This is a genomic window from Burkholderiaceae bacterium (assembly GCA_024235995.1).
Taxonomy (GTDB): Bacteria; Pseudomonadota; Gammaproteobacteria; order Burkholderiales; family Burkholderiaceae_C; genus Ottowia.
Genome location: JACKLI010000002.1, coordinates 85,620 through 100,818, shown reverse-complemented (window position 1 = coordinate 100,818; position 15,199 = coordinate 85,620). Strand labels below are relative to the sequence as shown.

Genomic DNA, 15,199 nt, shown 5'->3' with positions numbered 1-15,199 from the left:
AAAAAGCCCAAGCGATCGATTCGCTTGGGCTTTTTGCTTTGGATTTGAAAACCGGCACTCAGCCGCTCGCCAGCGTCGTCACGAACTGGCGTGTGCGCGGGTCCTGGGCGGCCTCGAAGATGGCCTTGGATGGGCCGGCCTCCACCACCGCGCCATCCAGCAGGAACACCGTGTGGCTGGCCACCTGCGCGGCCAGGCGCAAATCGTGCGTGGCCATCAGCATGGTCATGCCTTCGCGGGCCAGATCGCTCAGCACGGCCACCACCTCGGCGGCCAGGCCGGGGTCGAGCGCGGAGGTGGGCTCGTCGCACAGCAGCACCGCCGGCTCGGGCGCCAGCGCGCGCGCAATGGCCACGCGCTGCTGCTGGCCGCCCGACAGGCTGGCGGGCCAGGCGTCGGCCTTGGCGCGCAAGCCCACCTTGTCGAGCAGTTGCAGGGCGCGGTCACGCGCGCGCGCCGGTTCCCAGCGCTTGACAGTGAGCAGGCCTTCCATCACGTTCTGCAGCGCCGTCTGGTGCGCAAACAACTGGAAGTTCTGGAACACCATGCCGGTCTGCTGGCGAATGCCCTGCACCGCCGCATGGGGCAGGCGCACGCCGGGGCTGAAGCGCACGGTCTGCGCGCCGATCGTCAGGCTGCCGGCGTCGGGCTGCTCCAGCAGGTTGACGCAGCGCAGCAGCGTGCTTTTGCCGCTGCCCGAGGGGCCAATGAGCGCCGTGACCTGGCCTGGCGCGATGTCCACGCTGACCGCGCGCAGCACCGCGTGCCCGGCAAACGACTTGCCAATGCCCTGCAGCGCGATCATCGCTGGCCCTCGGCAAACACCGCGTGGCGGCTGAAATAACGCTCCAGCCGCCCCTGCAGCGACGACAGCACCGAGCACAGCACCAGGTAGATCAGCGCCGCCTCGACGTACAGCACCAGCGGCTCGTAGGTGACCGAGGCGATGCGCTGCGCGGCCTGGAAGATCTCGGGCACGGTGATGACCGCGGCGAGTGACGTGTCCTTGACCAGCGCGATGAAGGAGTTGGCCAGCGGCGGCACGGCCACGCGCGCGGCCTGCGGCAGGATGGTGCGGCGCAGCGCCTGCGCGCGCGTCATGCTGAGCGAGTAGGCGGCGTCCCACTGGCCGCGGGGGATGGCCTCGATGGCGCCGCGGATCACCTCGGCGTTGTAGGCGCCGATGTTGAGCGAAAAGCCGATCAGCGCCGCCACCAGCGGGTCGAGCACGATGCCCGCGCTGGGCAGGCCGTAGAAGATGACGAACAGCTGCACCAAGAGCGGCGTGCCGCGGATCAGCCAGATGTAAAAGCGCACCAGCGCCACCAGCGGCGCAGGCCCGAACAGGCGCGCCAGCGCGGCCGCGAAAGCCAGCACCAGGCCGGCGGCAAACGACAGCAGCGCCAGCGGCACCGTGAACTTGATTCCCCCGACCAGCAAAGGCCCGAGGGATTGCCACATCAGGAGCAGCCAGTCCGGCACGATCCCTCAGTCGGTGTGCGACGGGACGCGATCAGCGGATCTTGGACGCGAGGTCTTCGCCGAAATACTGCTCGGAGATCTTCTTGTACGTGCCGTCGGCGATGAGGGCGTCGATGGCCTTGTCGATGGCGGCCTTCAGCTGCGGCTGGCCCTTGCGCATCAGCACGCCGGAGCGGCCGAACTCGGCGCTGTCGTCGCGCGCCACCACCTTCAGCTTGGCCTGGGGCTGCTGCTTCTTGAAGTCCAGGTAGGACAGGTAGTCGTTGACGGTGGCGTCCACGCGGCCCGCCAGCAGCAGCGCCACGGCGTCGTTGAAGCCCTGCACCGCCACCACCTCGGCGCCGTTGCGCTCGGCCAGCTTGGCGAAGTTGCTGCTGATGCTGTTGGCCGAGCGCTTGCCCTTCAGGTCGGCAAAGCCGTGGATGGCGTTGTTGTCCGCGCGCACGATCAGCGCGGCGGCCGAGGCGATGTAAGGCTTGGAGAAGTCGTACTTGGCCTGGCGCTCGGCCGAGATGCCGACCTGGTTGATCACCACGTCGTAGCGGTTGACGTTCAGGCCGGCAATCAGGCCGTCCCACTTGCCTTCGACGAACTCGGGCTTGACGCCCAGCTTGGCGGCGATCGCGCGGCCAATGTCGACGTCGAAGCCGACCAGCTTGTTGTCCGAGGTCTCGTGGTAGGTGAAGGGCGCGTAGGTGCCTTCGGTGCCGATGCGGATCACGCCGGCCTTCTGGATCGCGGCCAGGTCGTCGCTCGCCGCCAGGGCCGGCGCGGCCGCCAGCATGCCCAGACCGGCGCCCAGGCCCAGGGCCAGCAACAGCTTCTTCAAAATGTTCATGATGCAAATTCTCCAACAAAGGGGCGCGTCCCGCCCATGGCCGCCCGACAGACCTGAAATTGTAAGAACCGCTGGGCGTGGCCCCAAAGACTCTTTGGCGATGTGCATATGCCGCCGCGCGGCTCGACCGCCGGCTACGGCGCCCGATCGGCCCGCATCGCCTCGGCCTGCCGCTGCAGGCGCTCCAAAAACCGTACCAGCTGGCGCACCTCGCCCTCGTCCAGGGCCGACAGCAGCTCGCGGTTGATTTGCGCCACGCGCGGCAGCAGGGCGGCGTGCAGCGCGCGGCCCTGCGCCGTCAGGTGCACCAGGACCTCGCGCCGATCGCCCTCGCGCGGCGTGCGTTCGACCAGGCCCTTGGCCACCAGGCCCGTCAGCGCGCGCGAGGTGCGGGCGCGGTCCAGCGAGGCGTGGCGCGCCAGCTCGGAGGACTGCACGCCCTCGTGCGCGGCCAGTTGCGCCAGCACGCGCCACTCGCGCCGCGTGATGCCGAACTCGCCCTCGCACAGGCGCACCACCACGCTGCCCGCGCAGGCCTGCAGCTGCCACATCACGTACAGCAGCATGTCGTCCAGGGTCTGGGGATGGAGCAGATCGCGTGGGGTCATTGGGGAAATTCCGGGGATGGATTGATTTTGTCAATTCAAGGGTACGCGCCTACAGTGCTTGACCCCGGTCATTTTGCTCAACCCAGGAAGGGAACCCCTCGCCATGCTCCGACGCTCCGCACTGAAATCCGCCGCCGCGCTGGCCGCAGCTTCCATCGTCGCCCCCGCCTGGAGCCAGGACAAGGGCCCCCTGCATCTGGTCGTGCCCTACGCGCCCGGCGGCTCCAGCGACCGCACCGCCCGCATCATCGGCGACAAGCTGGGCGCCAAGCTGGGCGAGGTGGTGGTGGTCGAGAACAAGACCGGCGCCGGCGGGCGCCTGGCCATGCAGCAAAGCAAGCTGGCGCCCGCCAGCCGGCGCGAACTGGTGCTGGCCAACCCGGCCACCATCGTGGTGGCGCCGCTGGTGTTCAAGGACGCGGGCTACGACCCGCAGGCCGACTTCCAGCCCGTGGCGCAGGTCAGCGAATACGAGTTCGGCGCCGCGGTGGCCACCGCCGTGCCGGTCAAGTCGCTGTCGCACCTGCTGGCCTGGCTGCGCGCCAACCCCAAGCAGGCCAATTTCGGCGTGCCGGCCACCGGCAGCCTGCCGCACTTCTTTGCCCTGATGACCAGCGAGAAGGCGCATGTGAAGGGCCAGGTGGTGGGCTACCGCGGCTCGGGGCCGCTGATGACCGACTTGATCGGCGGCCAGGTGCCGGTGGCCTTCGACACGCTGGACACCCTGCTGCCCCAGCACGAGGCGGGCAAGCTGCACATCCTGGCCAGCTCGGGCGCCAAGCGCTCCGGCTTCGCGCCGGACGTGCCGACCTACAAGGAGTCGGGGCTGGATCTGGTGGCCACCGGCTGGAACGCCTTCTTCGCCCCGGCCAGCATGCCCAAGGCCGAGGTGGCGCGCCTGTCGCAGGCCATTGCCGAGGTGATGAAGGACGAGGACACGCGGCGCAAGTTCCACGACGCCAAGATGGTGCCGGTGTCGGCCACGGCGGCGCAGACCGCCGCCATGCTCAAGGCCTACCGCGCGCAGTGGGCGCCGGTGGTGCAGCAGTCGGGCTACCAACCCTGATCGACGAACGCAGGACGCCTTCCATCATGCTCACGACGAAACGCCTTTGGCGCGGCGCCCTGGCCGCGCTGTGCGCCGCCGCCCTGGTCGCCCCCGCGCTGGCCCAGGGCAGCTACCCTGCCAGGACGGTCCGGATCGTCAACAACTTCCCGCCCGGCGGGCCCTCGGACATCATCGCCCGCTCGATCGCCGCCGAGCTGCAAAAAACGCTCAAGCAGAGCTTCATCATCGAGAACAAACCCGGCGCCTCGGGCAACATCGGCGCCGACGCGGTGGCCAAGAGCGAGCCCGACGGCTACACCCTGCTGATCGGCATCGACACCGCCTTCACCGTCAACCCGCACATCTACAAATCGCTGCCCTTCAAGCCGGCCGACTTCAGGCCGGTGATGGTGATGGCCTCATCGGGCATGCTGGTGGGCGTGCATCCCAAGACCGGCTACAAGACCCTGGCCGAGCTGGTCGCAGCCGGTCAGAAGAAGAACATCAACTTCGCCTCCGCCGGCTCGGGCAGCCCCGGCCACCTGGCGGTAGAGATGATGAAGGAAGACACCGGCATGAAGATCACGCAGATCCCCTACAAGGGCAACAGCCCCGCCGTCAACGCCGTGCTGGCGGGCGAGGTGGACGGCGGCGTGCTGGCCACGCCCGGCATGCTGCCCTTCGTCAAGGCCGGCAAGATCACCGCGCTGGCCGTCACCAGCCGCCAGCGATCGGCGCTGGCCCCCGACATCCCCACCGTGGCCGAGGCCGGCCACAAGAACCTGGAGCAGGAGGTGCTGTACCTCGCCATGGTCCCCGCGGCCACGCCCGATGCCGTGGTGCAAACGCTGCAAAAGGCCTTCGCCGACGCGCTGGCGCAGCCCGAGGTGAAGAAGCGCCTGGTCGATCTGGACCTGTTCCAAGAGGGACTGACCGGCGCCGCGGCCAGCCAGCGCATCGCCGAGCTGTCGCAGCGCTACGAGCGGGTGATCCGCGCCACCGGCATGCACGTCGAGTGATACTCTGTTTTTGATAGCTGCTTGCGCTTGATGTATCCGGGCAAACAGACGATATGACCATCAAACGACCCAACATCCTCTACATCGTCGCCGACGACCTGGGCTACGCCGACCTGGGCTGCTACGGCGGGCGCGACGAGCCCTGGGGCCCGGTGTCGCCGGTGCTCGACCGCCTGGCCGCGCAAGGGCTGCTGCTGACCCAGGGCTACAGCAACTCGCCGGTGTGCTCGCCCACGCGCTTTGCGCTGATGACGGCGCGCTACCAGTACCGCCTGCGCGGCGCGGCCGAGGAGCCCATCAACAGCAAGAGCCGCGGCAGCACCACGCTGGGCCTGCCGCCCGATCACCCCACCCTGCCCTCGCTGCTGCGCGGCGCGGGCTACCGCACGGCGCTGATCGGCAAGTGGCACCTGGGCTTCGGGCCGCACTTCGGGCCGCAGCAGTCGGGCTACGAGGAATGCTACGGCCCGCTGGCCGGCGGGGTGGACTACTTCACCCACTGCGACTCCAGCGGCCAGCACGATCTGTGGTGCAACGGCGTGGAGCACCACGAGGACGGCTACCTGACCGACCTGCTGTCGCGCCGCACGGTCGATTACGTCGAGCGCATGGCCGCGCAGGACGCACCGTTTTTCATCAGCCTGCACTACACCGCGCCGCACTGGCCGTGGGAGACACGCGACGACGCCGAGCGCGCACCGACCATCAAGGACAACCTGTTCGACCTGGCGGCGGGCAACATCCACGTCTATCGCCGCATGATCCACCACATGGACGAGGGCATCGGCTGGATCATGGACGCGCTGCGCCGCACCGGCCAGCTGGACGACACCCTGGTCGTGTTCACCAGCGACAACGGCGGCGAGCGCTTCTCGGACAACTGGCCGCTGGTGGGCGGCAAGATGGACCTGACCGAGGGCGGCATCCGCGTGCCCTGGATCGCGCACTGGCCCGCCGTCATCCGGCCCGGCGGCGTGAGCCGGCAGCTGTGCATGACCATGGACTGGTCGGCCACCATGCTGGCGGCGGCCGGCGTGGCCGCGCACCCCGGCTATCCGCTGGACGGCGTGTCGCTGCTGCCGGTGCTGCGCGATGCGGCGCACCAGTTCGAGCGCCCGCTGCACTTCCGCATGAACCACCGCGACCAGCGCGCGCTGCGCGTGGGCGACTGGAAGTACCTGAAGGTGGACGACAACGAGTACCTGTTCAACATCCCGCAGGACGAGCGCGAGCGCGCCAACCTGGCCAGGAAGGAGCCCGAGCGGCTGCAGACGATGCGCGCCGACTGGCAGGCCTGGAACGACAGCATGCCGCCCATCCCCGAGGACGCCACGATCAGCCTGGGCTACTCCTACAAGGACATGCCCCAGCGTTGAAGGGCTTCACGTCAACGCATCGGCAGCGGCTCGGTGCCCGGCGCGTAGCTGGGCTGCGAGGCCACCGGGCGCGGCCGCACGGGCGGCGGCCGGTCGGGCCAGGGGTGCGGGCGCCAGCGCGGCGGTGGCGCCACCACGATCTCGGGCGGCGCGGGCTGCCCGCAGGCCAGCGCGGCGTTGGCGCGGGCGGTGCGGATCTGCTCCTCGCTGGCCGTCACGCTGGCGGCGCGAAAGCTCGCCTCCTCGCGCGCCACGCGGCAGGCCGCCGACTCGGACGGTGGCACGGGCGGCGGGCGCTGCGCCTCGGCGGCTCGCGCCGCGTCCAGCCGGTCCTGCTCGCGCTGCACAGCCTGCTCGCGCTCCTGCAGGCCGCGCTCGCGCGCCTGCTGCGCACGCTCGGCGTCCAGGCGCAGCTGCTCGTCGGTGGGCCTGGGCACCACGGTGGCGCCGCCCTTGCAGGGCTGGTCGGTGTAGAGCGTGCGCCCGCTGGCCGCGTCCACGCATTTGTAGGCCTGGGCGGCGGCGGCCAAGGGCAGGCCCAGCGCCAGGGCGACAAGAGTGGCGAGCGCGCCCGGCAGCCAGCGCGAGGTGGGGATGGGTATCATCGTTCTCCCGACAAGGACAGTGACACGCGCGCGTTTTTTGCGGCGCACCTGCGCAATGTAACGTCCGACGCTCGCCCGCGCTGACATCCACGACACCCCATGTCCCTGCCCCCCGGCCTGACCCGTCGCCTGCCCTTTCTGCGCTGGCCGCGCCCGACCCGGGCCTTGTTGCGGGGCGAGGCCCTGGCCGGCCTGACGGTGGGGCTGATGGTGATCCCGCAAGGCGTGGCCTATGCGCAGCTGGCCGGCATGCCGCTGATCACGGGCATCTACGCCTCGCTGCTGCCGGCGCTGGTGGCGGTGCTGTTCTCGGCCTCGGCGCGGCTGTCGGTGGGACCGGTGGCCCTGACCAGCCTGCTGATCTACGCCGGCCTGGCGCCGCTGGCGCAGCCGGGCAGCCCCGAGTGGGTGGACCTGGCGGTGTGGCTGGCGCTGCTGTCGGGCGCGCTGCAGGCGGCGCTGGGCCTGGCGCGCTTCGGCTGGCTGCTCAACCTGGTCAACTCGCCCGTGCTGACGGCCTTCACGCAGGCGGCGGCGGTGCTGATCGTCAGCTCGCAGCTGCCGGCGCTGCTGGGCTTGGCCGGCGGCTGGACGGGCCTGCTGGCGCAGCCGGCCATCAACCCCGCGGCGGCGGCCTTCGGACTGGCGTCGCTGGCGCTGCTGTGGCTGGCGCGGCGCTGGCGCCCGGCCTTTCCCAGCATCCTGGTGATCGTGCTGATCGCCGCCGGCGTGAGCTGGCTGACCGGCTTCGAGGCCACGGGCGGCAAGGTGATCGGCGCGCTGCCCTCGGGCCTGCCCTCGCTGTACATCCCCACCTGGCCGGGCTGGCAGGCGCTGGGGCAGCTGGTGCTGCCCACGCTGGTGGTCACCCTGATCAGCTTTCTGGAGACCGCCTCCAGCGCCAAGGTGGACAACCAGCGCAAGGGCGAGCGCTGGGACCAGGACCAGGACCTGATCGGCCAGGGCCTGGCCAAGATCGCCTCGGGCCTGTCGGGCGCGTTTGCCACCAGCTCGTCGTTCTCGCGCTCGGCGCTCAACCTGTACGCCGGTGCGCAGACCGGCTGGGCCACGGTCTTCTCGGTGGCGGTGGTGCTGCTGGCGCTGCTGCTGTTCACGCCGACGCTGCGCCACGTGCCGCAGGCGGTGCTGGCGGCCATCGTGGTGGTGGCCGTGGTGGGGCTGATCCGGCCGCGCGAGTTCGTGCGCCTGTGGCGCATCTCGCGCGTGGAGGGCGTGATCGCCGCGCTGACGTTTGCCATCACCATCGCCGCCGCGCCGCGGCTGTACTGGGGCGTGCTGGCCGGCGTGCTGATGGCGCTGTCGCACTACCTGTACCGCAACCTGCACCCGCGCATCATCGAGGTGGGCCTGCACCCCGACGGCACCCTGCGCGACCGCCACCTGTGGCAGTTGCCGCCGCTGGCGCCGCACACGCTGGCCCTGCGCATGGACGCGGCGCTGGACTTTGCCAGCGCCGGCGCCTTCGAACGCTGCGTGGTGGAGTACCTGAGCGAGCACCCCGGCACCCGCCAGGTCTGCCTGCTGGCGCAGCCCATCAACCACATCGACGCCACCGGCGCCGAGGTGTTTGCCCGCGTGCTGGCCTTGCTGGAGCAGCGCGGCGTGCGCCTGCTGGTCAGCGGCCTGAAGCTGCCGGCCGACCAGGTACTGCGCGCCGCCGGCGCCCTGGTGCCCTCGCCGCTGCTGCAGCTGTGGCGCACCGACGCCGAGGCGCTGGCCGCGCTGCAGCAGCCCGCCGGCGCAGTCGCCCAATGCTCATAAATCAATAGCTTTTCGCGCTTGTTCCATGCGGGCAAGCGGTTGATTTGGTTCAATTCAACCCAGCGCCAGCAACACCACGCCCGCGCCGATCAGCAGCGCCCCCGCCACGCGCACCACGCGGTCGCCCTCGCCCAGCAGGCGCCCGCCGATCAGGGCGGCAAACAGCATCGACACCTCGCGCGCCGGCGCCACGTGCGACAGCGGCGCCTGCTGCACGGCGTAGAGCACCAGCACATAGGCCACGGGGCTGAACAGGCCCACGACCAAAGCGCCGCGCCACTGCGCGCGCCACAGCCGCGCGGTGGCGGCGCGGTCGCGCCAGGCCACGGGCGCCAGCAGCAGCACGCGCCCGGCATTGCCCACGTAATCCACCAGGATGGGCGAAAGCACCAGCACCTTCACCGCGTAGCCGTCCACCACGGTGTAGGCGGCAATCCACACGCCGGTAAGCAGGCCGTAAGTCAGGCCGCGGTGCAGTTGCACCCGTGCTGCGGACGAAGCGGCGGGGCGCCACAGCCGCGCGCCCCCCGCGATCAAGACCACCCCCAGCACCACGCCCAGCACCCCCAGCACGCCAGGCAGGGTGACGGCCTCGCCCAGCAGCAGCACCGCGCCGATGGACGACAGCAGCGGCCCGGTGCCGCGCGCCAGCGGGTACACCACCGTCAGGTCGGCGGCGCGGTAGCCGCGCAGCAGGGTGACGAAATACACCACGTGCAGCACGGCGCTGACGCCCACCACGGCCCATTCGGCCGCGCCCCAGGCCGGCACGGCGCCCCAGCCCAGCCACAGGCCCAACGGCGCCCAGACGATGAACATCCACACCGAGGTGAAGAAGGCAAAACGGGCGTCGCCGCCCGTTTTCTTGGCCATGATGTTCCAGCCGGCATGGATCAGGCCGGCCAGCAGCACCAGGGCCAGCGCCTGCGCCGACATGGCGGGTCAGAGGCTCAGGTGTTCAGGTATGGCACAGGATGCTGGCCGTGGCCATCAGCTCGTCGAGCAAGGCCATCGACACCTTGCCGGAGACGGCGTAGGGGTCGAGCTCGGCGCGCTCGGAGTATTTGAGCAGCACGCTGGCGTTGACGCGGCTGACGTCCACCAGGCCCATGGTCCAGCCGCCGAAACGGCGCTCGACGATTTCCTCGTAGTGCAGCAGCACCACGTCCTTGTGGCGCGCGTCGCGCGAGATGGTGCCGTACAGGTCGCTCACCGCCTGGCGGCCGCCCTCGATGGCCTGCATGAACACGCCGCCGCCATACACCAGGATGCCGGTCACGCCGCTGTCCTGGTTGTGGCGCCGGGCCGATTCGAGAATGGCTTGCACGGCCGGCTGGGTGTTGTCCACCGCGCGGCTGGCGTAAAGCAGGCGTACCAGCATGGTCTCAGGCTTCCCGGGGAATGAGGGACAAGAATTCGCGCCGCAGGTTGGCGTCCTTCAGGAACACGCCGCGCATGACGGAGTTCATCATCTTGCTGTCCATGTCCTTGACGCCGCGCCAGGCCATGCAGAAGTGCGAGGCCTGCATGACCAGCGCCAGGCCGTCGGGCTTGGTCTTGTGCTGGATCAGGTCGGCCAGCTGCACCACGGCCTCTTCCTGGATCTGCGGGCGGCCCATGATCCACTCGGCCAGGCGCGCGTACTTGGACAGGCCGATGACGTTGGTGTGCTCGTTGGGCATCACGCCGATCCACAGCTTGCCGATGATGGGGCACAGGTGGTGGCTGCAGGCCGAGCGCACGGTGATGGGGCCGACGATCATCAGCTCGTTGAGGTGCTCGGCGTTGGGAAACTCGGTGATCGTGGGCGCGGGCGTGTAGCGGCCGTGGAACACCTCGTTGAGGTACATCTTGGCCACGCGGCGGGCGGTCTTGTCGGTGTTGTGGTCGCGCTCGGTGTCGATCACCAGGCTGTCGAGCACCGCCTGCATCCTGCCTTCGACCTCGTCGAGCAGGCGCTCGAGCTCGCCGGGCTGGATGAACTCGGCGATGTTGTCGTTGGCGTTGAAACGCTGGCCGGCCGCGCGGATGCGCTCGCGAATCTTGACCGAGACGGGGGTTCCCTCGTCGGCGGACGCGGCGTGCAAGGGGGTGGCGGGGAGAATGCGGCTCATGAAGCGGTGATGGTAGCAGCAGCGGCGCGGGCGCGTAGAACTATGATTTTGAGAGCATGCTGCGCTTGTCAGACATGGGCTGCGAGCTGAAACTCCGCGATCAGCGGCAGGTGATCCGACATGCGCCGCCACACCCGCCCGCGCGGCGCCTGCAGGCTCAGCGGCAGCATGCCGCGGGCGTAGATGTGGTCCAGCTGCGCCACCGGAAAGCGCGAGGGGTAGGTCAGCGTGCGCTCGCCCTCGAAGCCCTTGAGCGCGTCCACGCGCAGCAGGCGCTGCACGCGCGTGCCCCAGTCGTTGAAGTCGCCCGCCACCAGCAAGGCCTCGTCCAGCGGCACCTCGCGCGCGATGTAGCGGCGCAGCTGCAGCGCCTGGCGCAGGCGGCTGGCCGGAATCAGGCCGAAGTGCACCACGATGACGTGCAGCGGCGCGCCCAGCACGCGCAGCTCGGCGTGCAGCAGGCCGCGCTGCTCGAAGCGGTGGTCGGACATGTTCTCGTGCCGCACGTGGATGATGGGCCAGCGCGTGAGCAGCGCGTTGCCGTGCTCGCCGTCCCTGGTGACGGCGTTGGTGTGGTAGGCCGCCTCGTAGCCCAGCGGCGCCAGAAAATCGGCCTGCGGCAGCGCCGGCCAGCGCTCGAAGTACTGCGCCTCGCGGCGGTTCTCGGCGCGCACCTCCTGCAGGCAGACGATGTCGGCGTCCAGGCTGTCGACGGCCAGCGCCAGGTTGTGGATCTCCAGGCGGCGCGCCGGCCCGATGCCCTGCACGCCCTTGTGGATGTTGTAGGTGGCCACGCGCAGGCGCTGCGGCCCCAGGATGTCGCCGGACGGGGCCTCGATCATGGCGCCGCCCCCTGGGCGAAGCGCGGCAGCAGCAGGCAGGCCTCGGCGTTGGTGTAGGAATAGCAGCGGTCGGCCGCCGCGCGCCAGGGCAGCCACACGTAGTCCGTGTGCTCGCGCGCATTCAGCTGCACCGCCGCGCCGGCGGGCACGCGCAGGCCGAACACGTGCTCGACGTTGCGCGTCACGCCCGGCGCGTAGCGCGCACGCCAGCGCGGGTAGATGTCGTAGACGTTTTCCAGGTTCCAGTCGGTCAGCGCGCAGCCCGGCGCGGTGGCATCCAGCCCCGTCTCCTCGCGCACCTCGCGCACCGCCGTCTGGGCGAGGGGTTCGTCCTCGCAGTCCTTGCTGCCGGTGACCGACTGCCAGAACTCGGCCTCGATGTCGGCGCGGCGCAGCAGCAGCACGTCCAGCGCGGCGGTGTGGATCACCACCAGCACCGACTGGGGAATCTTGTAGGGCCTGGGCGTGGTCTTGGGCTGCGGCATGATGGCGCGGGCCCTCGCTGGATCACATCAACTGACGCAGCAGCGCGCGCGCGACGGGCTGCACGCGCCGGTACGCCTGCCAGCCGGCCCAGGCGCGCGCGCCCAGGCCCATCACCAGGCGCGGGCGCACCAGCGCCGCGCCGGCCAGGGCGGCGGCGCCCAGCAGCACCCAGCTGCGCTGGCTGCGCACCGCCCGCGCGCCGCCACGCACCCGGTCGACGGCGCGAAAGGCCGGGCGCAACACCTGGGCGCGCGCGCCGATCTGCTCGCGCAGCTGGGCCGAGCGCAGCAGCAGGTGCTCGCGCCGGGCGGCCCGCTCGCGCGCACGGGCATGGGAGGTGCCGTCGGTCATGAACGCAGCCGCTCCCGGTCGGCCTGCAGCTCCTGGATGCTGGAGCGGAACAGGCGCAGCCCGCGGCGCAGGCGCTGCCAGGCCAGCAAGGCCAGCACCGCGCCGCCGCCCAGGAAGGCGGTGGTGAAGATGCCCAGGGCCAGCAGGCGCTGGCTGTCCCACAGCAGGACGGTGAGAAACAGCGCCAGGAAGATCAGGCCGAAGCTGAGCAGCACCACCGCCAGTGCGGCCTGCAGGCCCAGCGCCAGCAGCTGGCCGATGTCCTCGCGCGCCTCCAGGCTGAGCAGCTCCAGCCGCACCTGGACGAGCTCGACCGCGTCGGCCAGCAACTGGCGCACCCGCGCCAGGGTGCCTTCGGTGCCTGCGCTCACGCCGCGCCCGCCGAAGCCTTGGGTCCGCGTGCCCGGCTCAACGACGGCCCAGCAGCACGCCGATCAGCATGCCGACGGCGGCCGCGGCGCCGATGGAGGACCAGGGGTTCTCGTGCACGTAGTCGTCGGTGGCGTTCATCGCGCGGCGGGCGCCCGCGCGCAGGGCGGCGTCAGCGTCGGCCAGCTTCTCGCGCGCCACCGCCAGGTTCTGCTTGGCGCGCGCGCGCAGCTCGGTGATGCGGCTGTCGCTGTCACCGGCGGTGGCGGCCAGCAAATCCTCGGCGTCGGAAATCACGCGGCGCAGGTTGGCGGCAAGCTCTTCCTTGGCTTCCACGGCGGTGTCGGCCATCTCGGACAGGTTGGACATCAGGGGACCTCCTTGACAAAGAATTCATCGTAGCAGAGGCTTTCCGGCCACACCGCGGCCACGCCCCAAGGCCAGGGGCGCGACGCGGGCTCGGCTACGCCGCGGCGGGGTTGCGCAGCCGGATGTGCAGCTCGCGCAGCTGCTTTTCGTCCACGGGCGAAGGCGCCTGCGTCAGCAGGTCCTGCGCGCGCTGGGTCTTGGGGAAGGCGATCACGTCGCGGATGGATTCGGCGCCGGTCATCAGGGTGATCAGCCGGTCCAGGCCGAAGGCCAGGCCGCCATGCGGGGGCGCGCCGTACTGCAGCGCATCGAGCAGGTAGCCGAACTTGGCACGCGCGTCCTCGGGGCCGATCTTGAGCGCGGCAAACACCTTGCTCTGCACCTCGGCGCGGTGGATGCGCACCGAGCCGCCACCCAGCTCCCAGCCGTTGAGCACCATGTCGTAGGCCTTGGCGATGCATTTGCCAGGGTCGGTGTCCATCAGGTTCTCGTGGCCGTCCTTGGGGGAAGTGAAAGGGTGGTGCACGGCCACCCAGCGGTCGTCTTCCTCGTCGTGCTCGAACATCGGAAAGTCAACCACCCACAGCGGCGCCCAGCGGTCCTCGAACAGGCCGCTTTTCTTGCCGAATTCGCTGTGGCCGATCTTCAGGCGCAGCGCGCCGATGGCGTCGTTGACGATCTTGGCCTTGTCGGCGCCGAAGAACAGCGCGTCGCCGTCCTGCGCGCCGGTGCGGCGGATGATTTCGGCCAGCGCCGCGTCGTGGATGTTCTTGACGATGGGCGACTGCAAGCCCTCGCGACCCTTGGCCACCTCGTTAACCTTGATCCAGGCCAGGCCCTTGGCGCCGTAGATCTTGACGAACTCGGTGTAGCCGTCGATCTCGCCGCGCGAGATCTGCGCGCCGCCAGGCACGCGCAGGGCCACGACGCGCCCGCCCGGCGTGGTGGCCGGGCCGGAAAAGACCTTGAAGTCCACGTCCTTCATGACGTCGGTGAGTTCGGTGAACTCGAGCCTGACGCGCAAATCGGGCTTGTCGGAGCCGAAGCGGTGCATGGCCTCGCCGTAGGCCATGACGGGGAACTCGCCCAGGTCCACCCCCAGCTGCGCCTGGAACACTTCCTTGATCATGCGCTGGAAGATGGCGCGGATTTCCTCCTCGTCCAGGAACGAGGTCTCGCAGTCGATCTGCGTGAACTCGGGCTGGCGGTCGGCGCGCAGGTCCTCGTCGCGGAAGCACTTGGTGATCTGGTAGTAACGGTCGTAGCCCGCCACCATCAGCATCTGCTTGTACAGCTGGGGCGACTGGGGCAACGCGTAGAACTGGCCGTCGTGTACGCGGCTGGGCACCAGGTAGTCGCGCGCGCCCTCGGGCGTGCTCTTGCCCAGCATGGGGGTCTCGATGTCGACGAAACCCTGCTGGTCGAGGAAGTTGCGCACCTGGATCGCCGTCTTGTAGCGCAGCATCATGTTGCGCTGCATGGCCGGGCGGCGCAGGTCCATCACGCGGTGCGTCAGGCGCGTGGTCTCCGACAGGTTGTCGTCGTCCAGCGGAAACGGCGGCGTGACCGAGGCGTTGAGCACCGTCAGCTCCTGGCACAGCACCTCGATCTGGCCGCTCTTGAGCTGCTCGTTGACGGTGCCCGCCGGGCGCGCGCACACCAGGCCCACCACGCGCACGCAGAACTCGTTGCGAATGTCCTCGGCCACCTTGAACATCTCGGGGCGGTCGGGGTCGCACACCACCTGCACGTAGCCCTCGCGGTCGCGCAGGTCGATGAAGATGACACCGCCGTGGTCGCGCCGGCGGTTGACCCAGCCGCACAGGCTGACGGTTTGGCCCAGCAGGGCTTCGGTCACGAGACCGCAGTAATGGCTACGCATGGACATGGGCAGGGAGACTTTCGGACGG

General features: G+C 70.0%; 18 protein-coding genes. 4 read left to right on the top strand and 14 right to left on the bottom strand.

Annotated elements, in window-relative coordinates:
• Positions 1-58: 58 nt before the first annotated feature.
• The 4 genes from H6927_18180 to H6927_18165 form a co-directional block, all read right to left on the bottom strand.
• Complete coding sequence (locus H6927_18180; protein MCP5220013.1) at positions 59-805, bottom strand: amino acid ABC transporter ATP-binding protein; 747 nt, start codon at positions 803-805, stop codon at positions 59-61.
• Positions 802-1,482 carry an amino acid ABC transporter permease gene (locus tag H6927_18175; GenBank protein ID MCP5220012.1) on the bottom strand — a complete coding sequence of 227 codons (681 nt, stop codon included), beginning with the start codon at positions 1,480-1,482 and terminating at the stop codon, positions 802-804. Before H6927_18175 ends, H6927_18180 begins: the two co-directional genes overlap by 4 nt.
• Positions 1,483-1,513: 31 nt before the next feature.
• Complete coding sequence (locus H6927_18170; protein MCP5220011.1) at positions 1,514-2,320, bottom strand: amino acid ABC transporter substrate-binding protein; 807 nt, start codon at positions 2,318-2,320, stop codon at positions 1,514-1,516.
• A 134-nt stretch (positions 2,321-2,454) separates the two neighbouring features.
• Positions 2,455-2,886, bottom strand: coding sequence for a MarR family transcriptional regulator (locus tag H6927_18165; GenBank protein MCP5220010.1), 432 nt, complete (start codon positions 2,884-2,886; stop codon positions 2,455-2,457).
• A 145-nt stretch (positions 2,887-3,031) separates the two neighbouring features.
• Here H6927_18165 and H6927_18160 point away from each other — a divergent pair, with 145 nt between their 5' ends.
• From H6927_18160 to H6927_18150, 3 genes are read left to right on the top strand one after another with little or no spacing between them, the layout of a single operon-like run.
• On the top strand, positions 3,032-3,994 hold the full coding sequence (locus H6927_18160; GenBank protein MCP5220009.1) for an ABC transporter substrate-binding protein: 963 nt from the start codon (positions 3,032-3,034) through the stop codon (positions 3,992-3,994).
• A gap of 26 nt (positions 3,995-4,020) precedes the next feature.
• Positions 4,021-4,995, top strand: a complete 975-nt coding sequence (locus H6927_18155; protein ID MCP5220008.1) for a tripartite tricarboxylate transporter substrate binding protein — start codon at positions 4,021-4,023, stop codon at positions 4,993-4,995.
• 53 nt (positions 4,996-5,048) lie between these two features.
• Entirely contained in the window at positions 5,049-6,371 is a 1,323-nt protein-coding gene (locus H6927_18150; GenBank protein ID MCP5220007.1) for a sulfatase-like hydrolase/transferase, read from the top strand.
• 11 nt (positions 6,372-6,382) lie between these two features.
• Here H6927_18150 and H6927_18145 read toward each other — a convergent pair whose 3' ends face one another.
• Positions 6,383-6,976 (bottom strand): DUF4124 domain-containing protein, encoded by a 594-nt coding sequence (locus H6927_18145; GenBank protein MCP5220006.1) that lies wholly within the window; start codon positions 6,974-6,976, stop codon positions 6,383-6,385.
• Between the two features lie 99 nt (positions 6,977-7,075).
• Here H6927_18145 and H6927_18140 point away from each other — a divergent pair, with 99 nt between their 5' ends.
• On the top strand, positions 7,076-8,758 hold the full coding sequence (locus tag H6927_18140) for a SulP family inorganic anion transporter (protein MCP5220005.1): 1,683 nt from the start codon (positions 7,076-7,078) through the stop codon (positions 8,756-8,758).
• A gap of 54 nt (positions 8,759-8,812) precedes the next feature.
• On the opposite strand, the gene H6927_18135 is transcribed toward H6927_18140, so the two are convergent.
• The 9 genes from H6927_18135 to aspS all read right to left on the bottom strand — a co-directional run bounded on the left by H6927_18135 (position 8,813) and on the right by aspS (position 15,177).
• Positions 8,813-9,694, bottom strand: coding sequence for an EamA family transporter (locus H6927_18135; GenBank protein ID MCP5220004.1), 882 nt, complete (start codon positions 9,692-9,694; stop codon positions 8,813-8,815).
• Between the two features lie 22 nt (positions 9,695-9,716).
• The gene (locus H6927_18130; protein ID MCP5220003.1) at positions 9,717-10,139 is read right to left on the bottom strand and encodes a BLUF domain-containing protein; all 423 of its coding nucleotides are present in this window, start codon (positions 10,137-10,139) and stop codon (positions 9,717-9,719) included.
• 4 nt (positions 10,140-10,143) lie between these two features.
• Positions 10,144-10,872 carry a GTP cyclohydrolase I gene (locus tag H6927_18125; protein MCP5220002.1) on the bottom strand — a complete coding sequence of 243 codons (729 nt, stop codon included), beginning with the start codon at positions 10,870-10,872 and terminating at the stop codon, positions 10,144-10,146.
• A gap of 68 nt (positions 10,873-10,940) precedes the next feature.
• On the bottom strand, positions 10,941-11,714 hold the full coding sequence (locus H6927_18120) for an endonuclease/exonuclease/phosphatase family protein (protein ID MCP5220001.1): 774 nt from the start codon (positions 11,712-11,714) through the stop codon (positions 10,941-10,943).
• Positions 11,711-12,199, bottom strand: a complete 489-nt coding sequence (gene nudB / locus H6927_18115; GenBank protein MCP5220000.1) for a dihydroneopterin triphosphate diphosphatase — start codon at positions 12,197-12,199, stop codon at positions 11,711-11,713. The genes H6927_18120 and nudB overlap by 4 nt, the downstream gene beginning before the upstream one ends.
• A gap of 22 nt (positions 12,200-12,221) precedes the next feature.
• Complete coding sequence (locus H6927_18110; GenBank protein MCP5219999.1) at positions 12,222-12,551, bottom strand: hypothetical protein; 330 nt, start codon at positions 12,549-12,551, stop codon at positions 12,222-12,224.
• Entirely contained in the window at positions 12,548-12,922 is a 375-nt protein-coding gene (locus H6927_18105; GenBank protein ID MCP5219998.1) for a phage holin family protein, read from the bottom strand. Before H6927_18105 ends, H6927_18110 begins: the two co-directional genes overlap by 4 nt.
• 37 nt (positions 12,923-12,959) lie before the next feature.
• Entirely contained in the window at positions 12,960-13,271 is a 312-nt protein-coding gene (locus H6927_18100) for a DUF883 family protein (GenBank protein MCP5219997.1), read from the bottom strand.
• 112 nt (positions 13,272-13,383) lie between these two features.
• A complete protein-coding gene (gene aspS, locus H6927_18095; GenBank protein MCP5219996.1) occupies positions 13,384-15,177 on the bottom strand; it encodes an aspartate--tRNA ligase in 1,794 nt (597 codons plus the stop codon).
• Positions 15,178-15,199: the final 22 nt, after the last annotated feature.

What these genes read in the sequence shown, in the direction of transcription:
- H6927_18120 (MCP5220001.1), bottom strand. Translation starts at nt 11,714, where the DNA reads ATGATCGAGGCCCCGTCCGGCGACATCCTGGGGCCGCAGCGCCTGCGC.
- H6927_18100 (MCP5219997.1), bottom strand. Translation starts at nt 13,271, where the DNA reads ATGGCCGACACCGCCGTGGAAGCCAAGGAAGAGCTTGCCGCCAACCTG.
- H6927_18110 (MCP5219999.1), bottom strand. Translation starts at nt 12,551, where the DNA reads ATGACCGACGGCACCTCCCATGCCCGTGCGCGCGAGCGGGCCGCCCGG.
- H6927_18150 (MCP5220007.1), top strand. Translation starts at nt 5,049, where the DNA reads ATGACCATCAAACGACCCAACATCCTCTACATCGTCGCCGACGACCTG.
- aspS (MCP5219996.1), bottom strand. Translation starts at nt 15,177, where the DNA reads ATGTCCATGCGTAGCCATTACTGCGGTCTCGTGACCGAAGCCCTGCTG.
- H6927_18145 (MCP5220006.1), bottom strand. Translation starts at nt 6,976, where the DNA reads ATGATACCCATCCCCACCTCGCGCTGGCTGCCGGGCGCGCTCGCCACT.
- H6927_18180 (MCP5220013.1), bottom strand. Translation starts at nt 805, where the DNA reads ATGATCGCGCTGCAGGGCATTGGCAAGTCGTTTGCCGGGCACGCGGTG.
- H6927_18130 (MCP5220003.1), bottom strand. Translation starts at nt 10,139, where the DNA reads ATGCTGGTACGCCTGCTTTACGCCAGCCGCGCGGTGGACAACACCCAG.
- H6927_18160 (MCP5220009.1), top strand. Translation starts at nt 3,032, where the DNA reads ATGCTCCGACGCTCCGCACTGAAATCCGCCGCCGCGCTGGCCGCAGCT.
- H6927_18125 (MCP5220002.1), bottom strand. Translation starts at nt 10,872, where the DNA reads ATGAGCCGCATTCTCCCCGCCACCCCCTTGCACGCCGCGTCCGCCGAC.
- H6927_18165 (MCP5220010.1), bottom strand. Translation starts at nt 2,886, where the DNA reads ATGCTGCTGTACGTGATGTGGCAGCTGCAGGCCTGCGCGGGCAGCGTG.
- H6927_18135 (MCP5220004.1), bottom strand. Translation starts at nt 9,694, where the DNA reads ATGTCGGCGCAGGCGCTGGCCCTGGTGCTGCTGGCCGGCCTGATCCAT.
- H6927_18170 (MCP5220011.1), bottom strand. Translation starts at nt 2,320, where the DNA reads ATGAACATTTTGAAGAAGCTGTTGCTGGCCCTGGGCCTGGGCGCCGGT.
- nudB (MCP5220000.1), bottom strand. Translation starts at nt 12,199, where the DNA reads ATGCCGCAGCCCAAGACCACGCCCAGGCCCTACAAGATTCCCCAGTCG.
- H6927_18140 (MCP5220005.1), top strand. Translation starts at nt 7,076, where the DNA reads ATGTCCCTGCCCCCCGGCCTGACCCGTCGCCTGCCCTTTCTGCGCTGG.
- H6927_18155 (MCP5220008.1), top strand. Translation starts at nt 4,021, where the DNA reads ATGCTCACGACGAAACGCCTTTGGCGCGGCGCCCTGGCCGCGCTGTGC.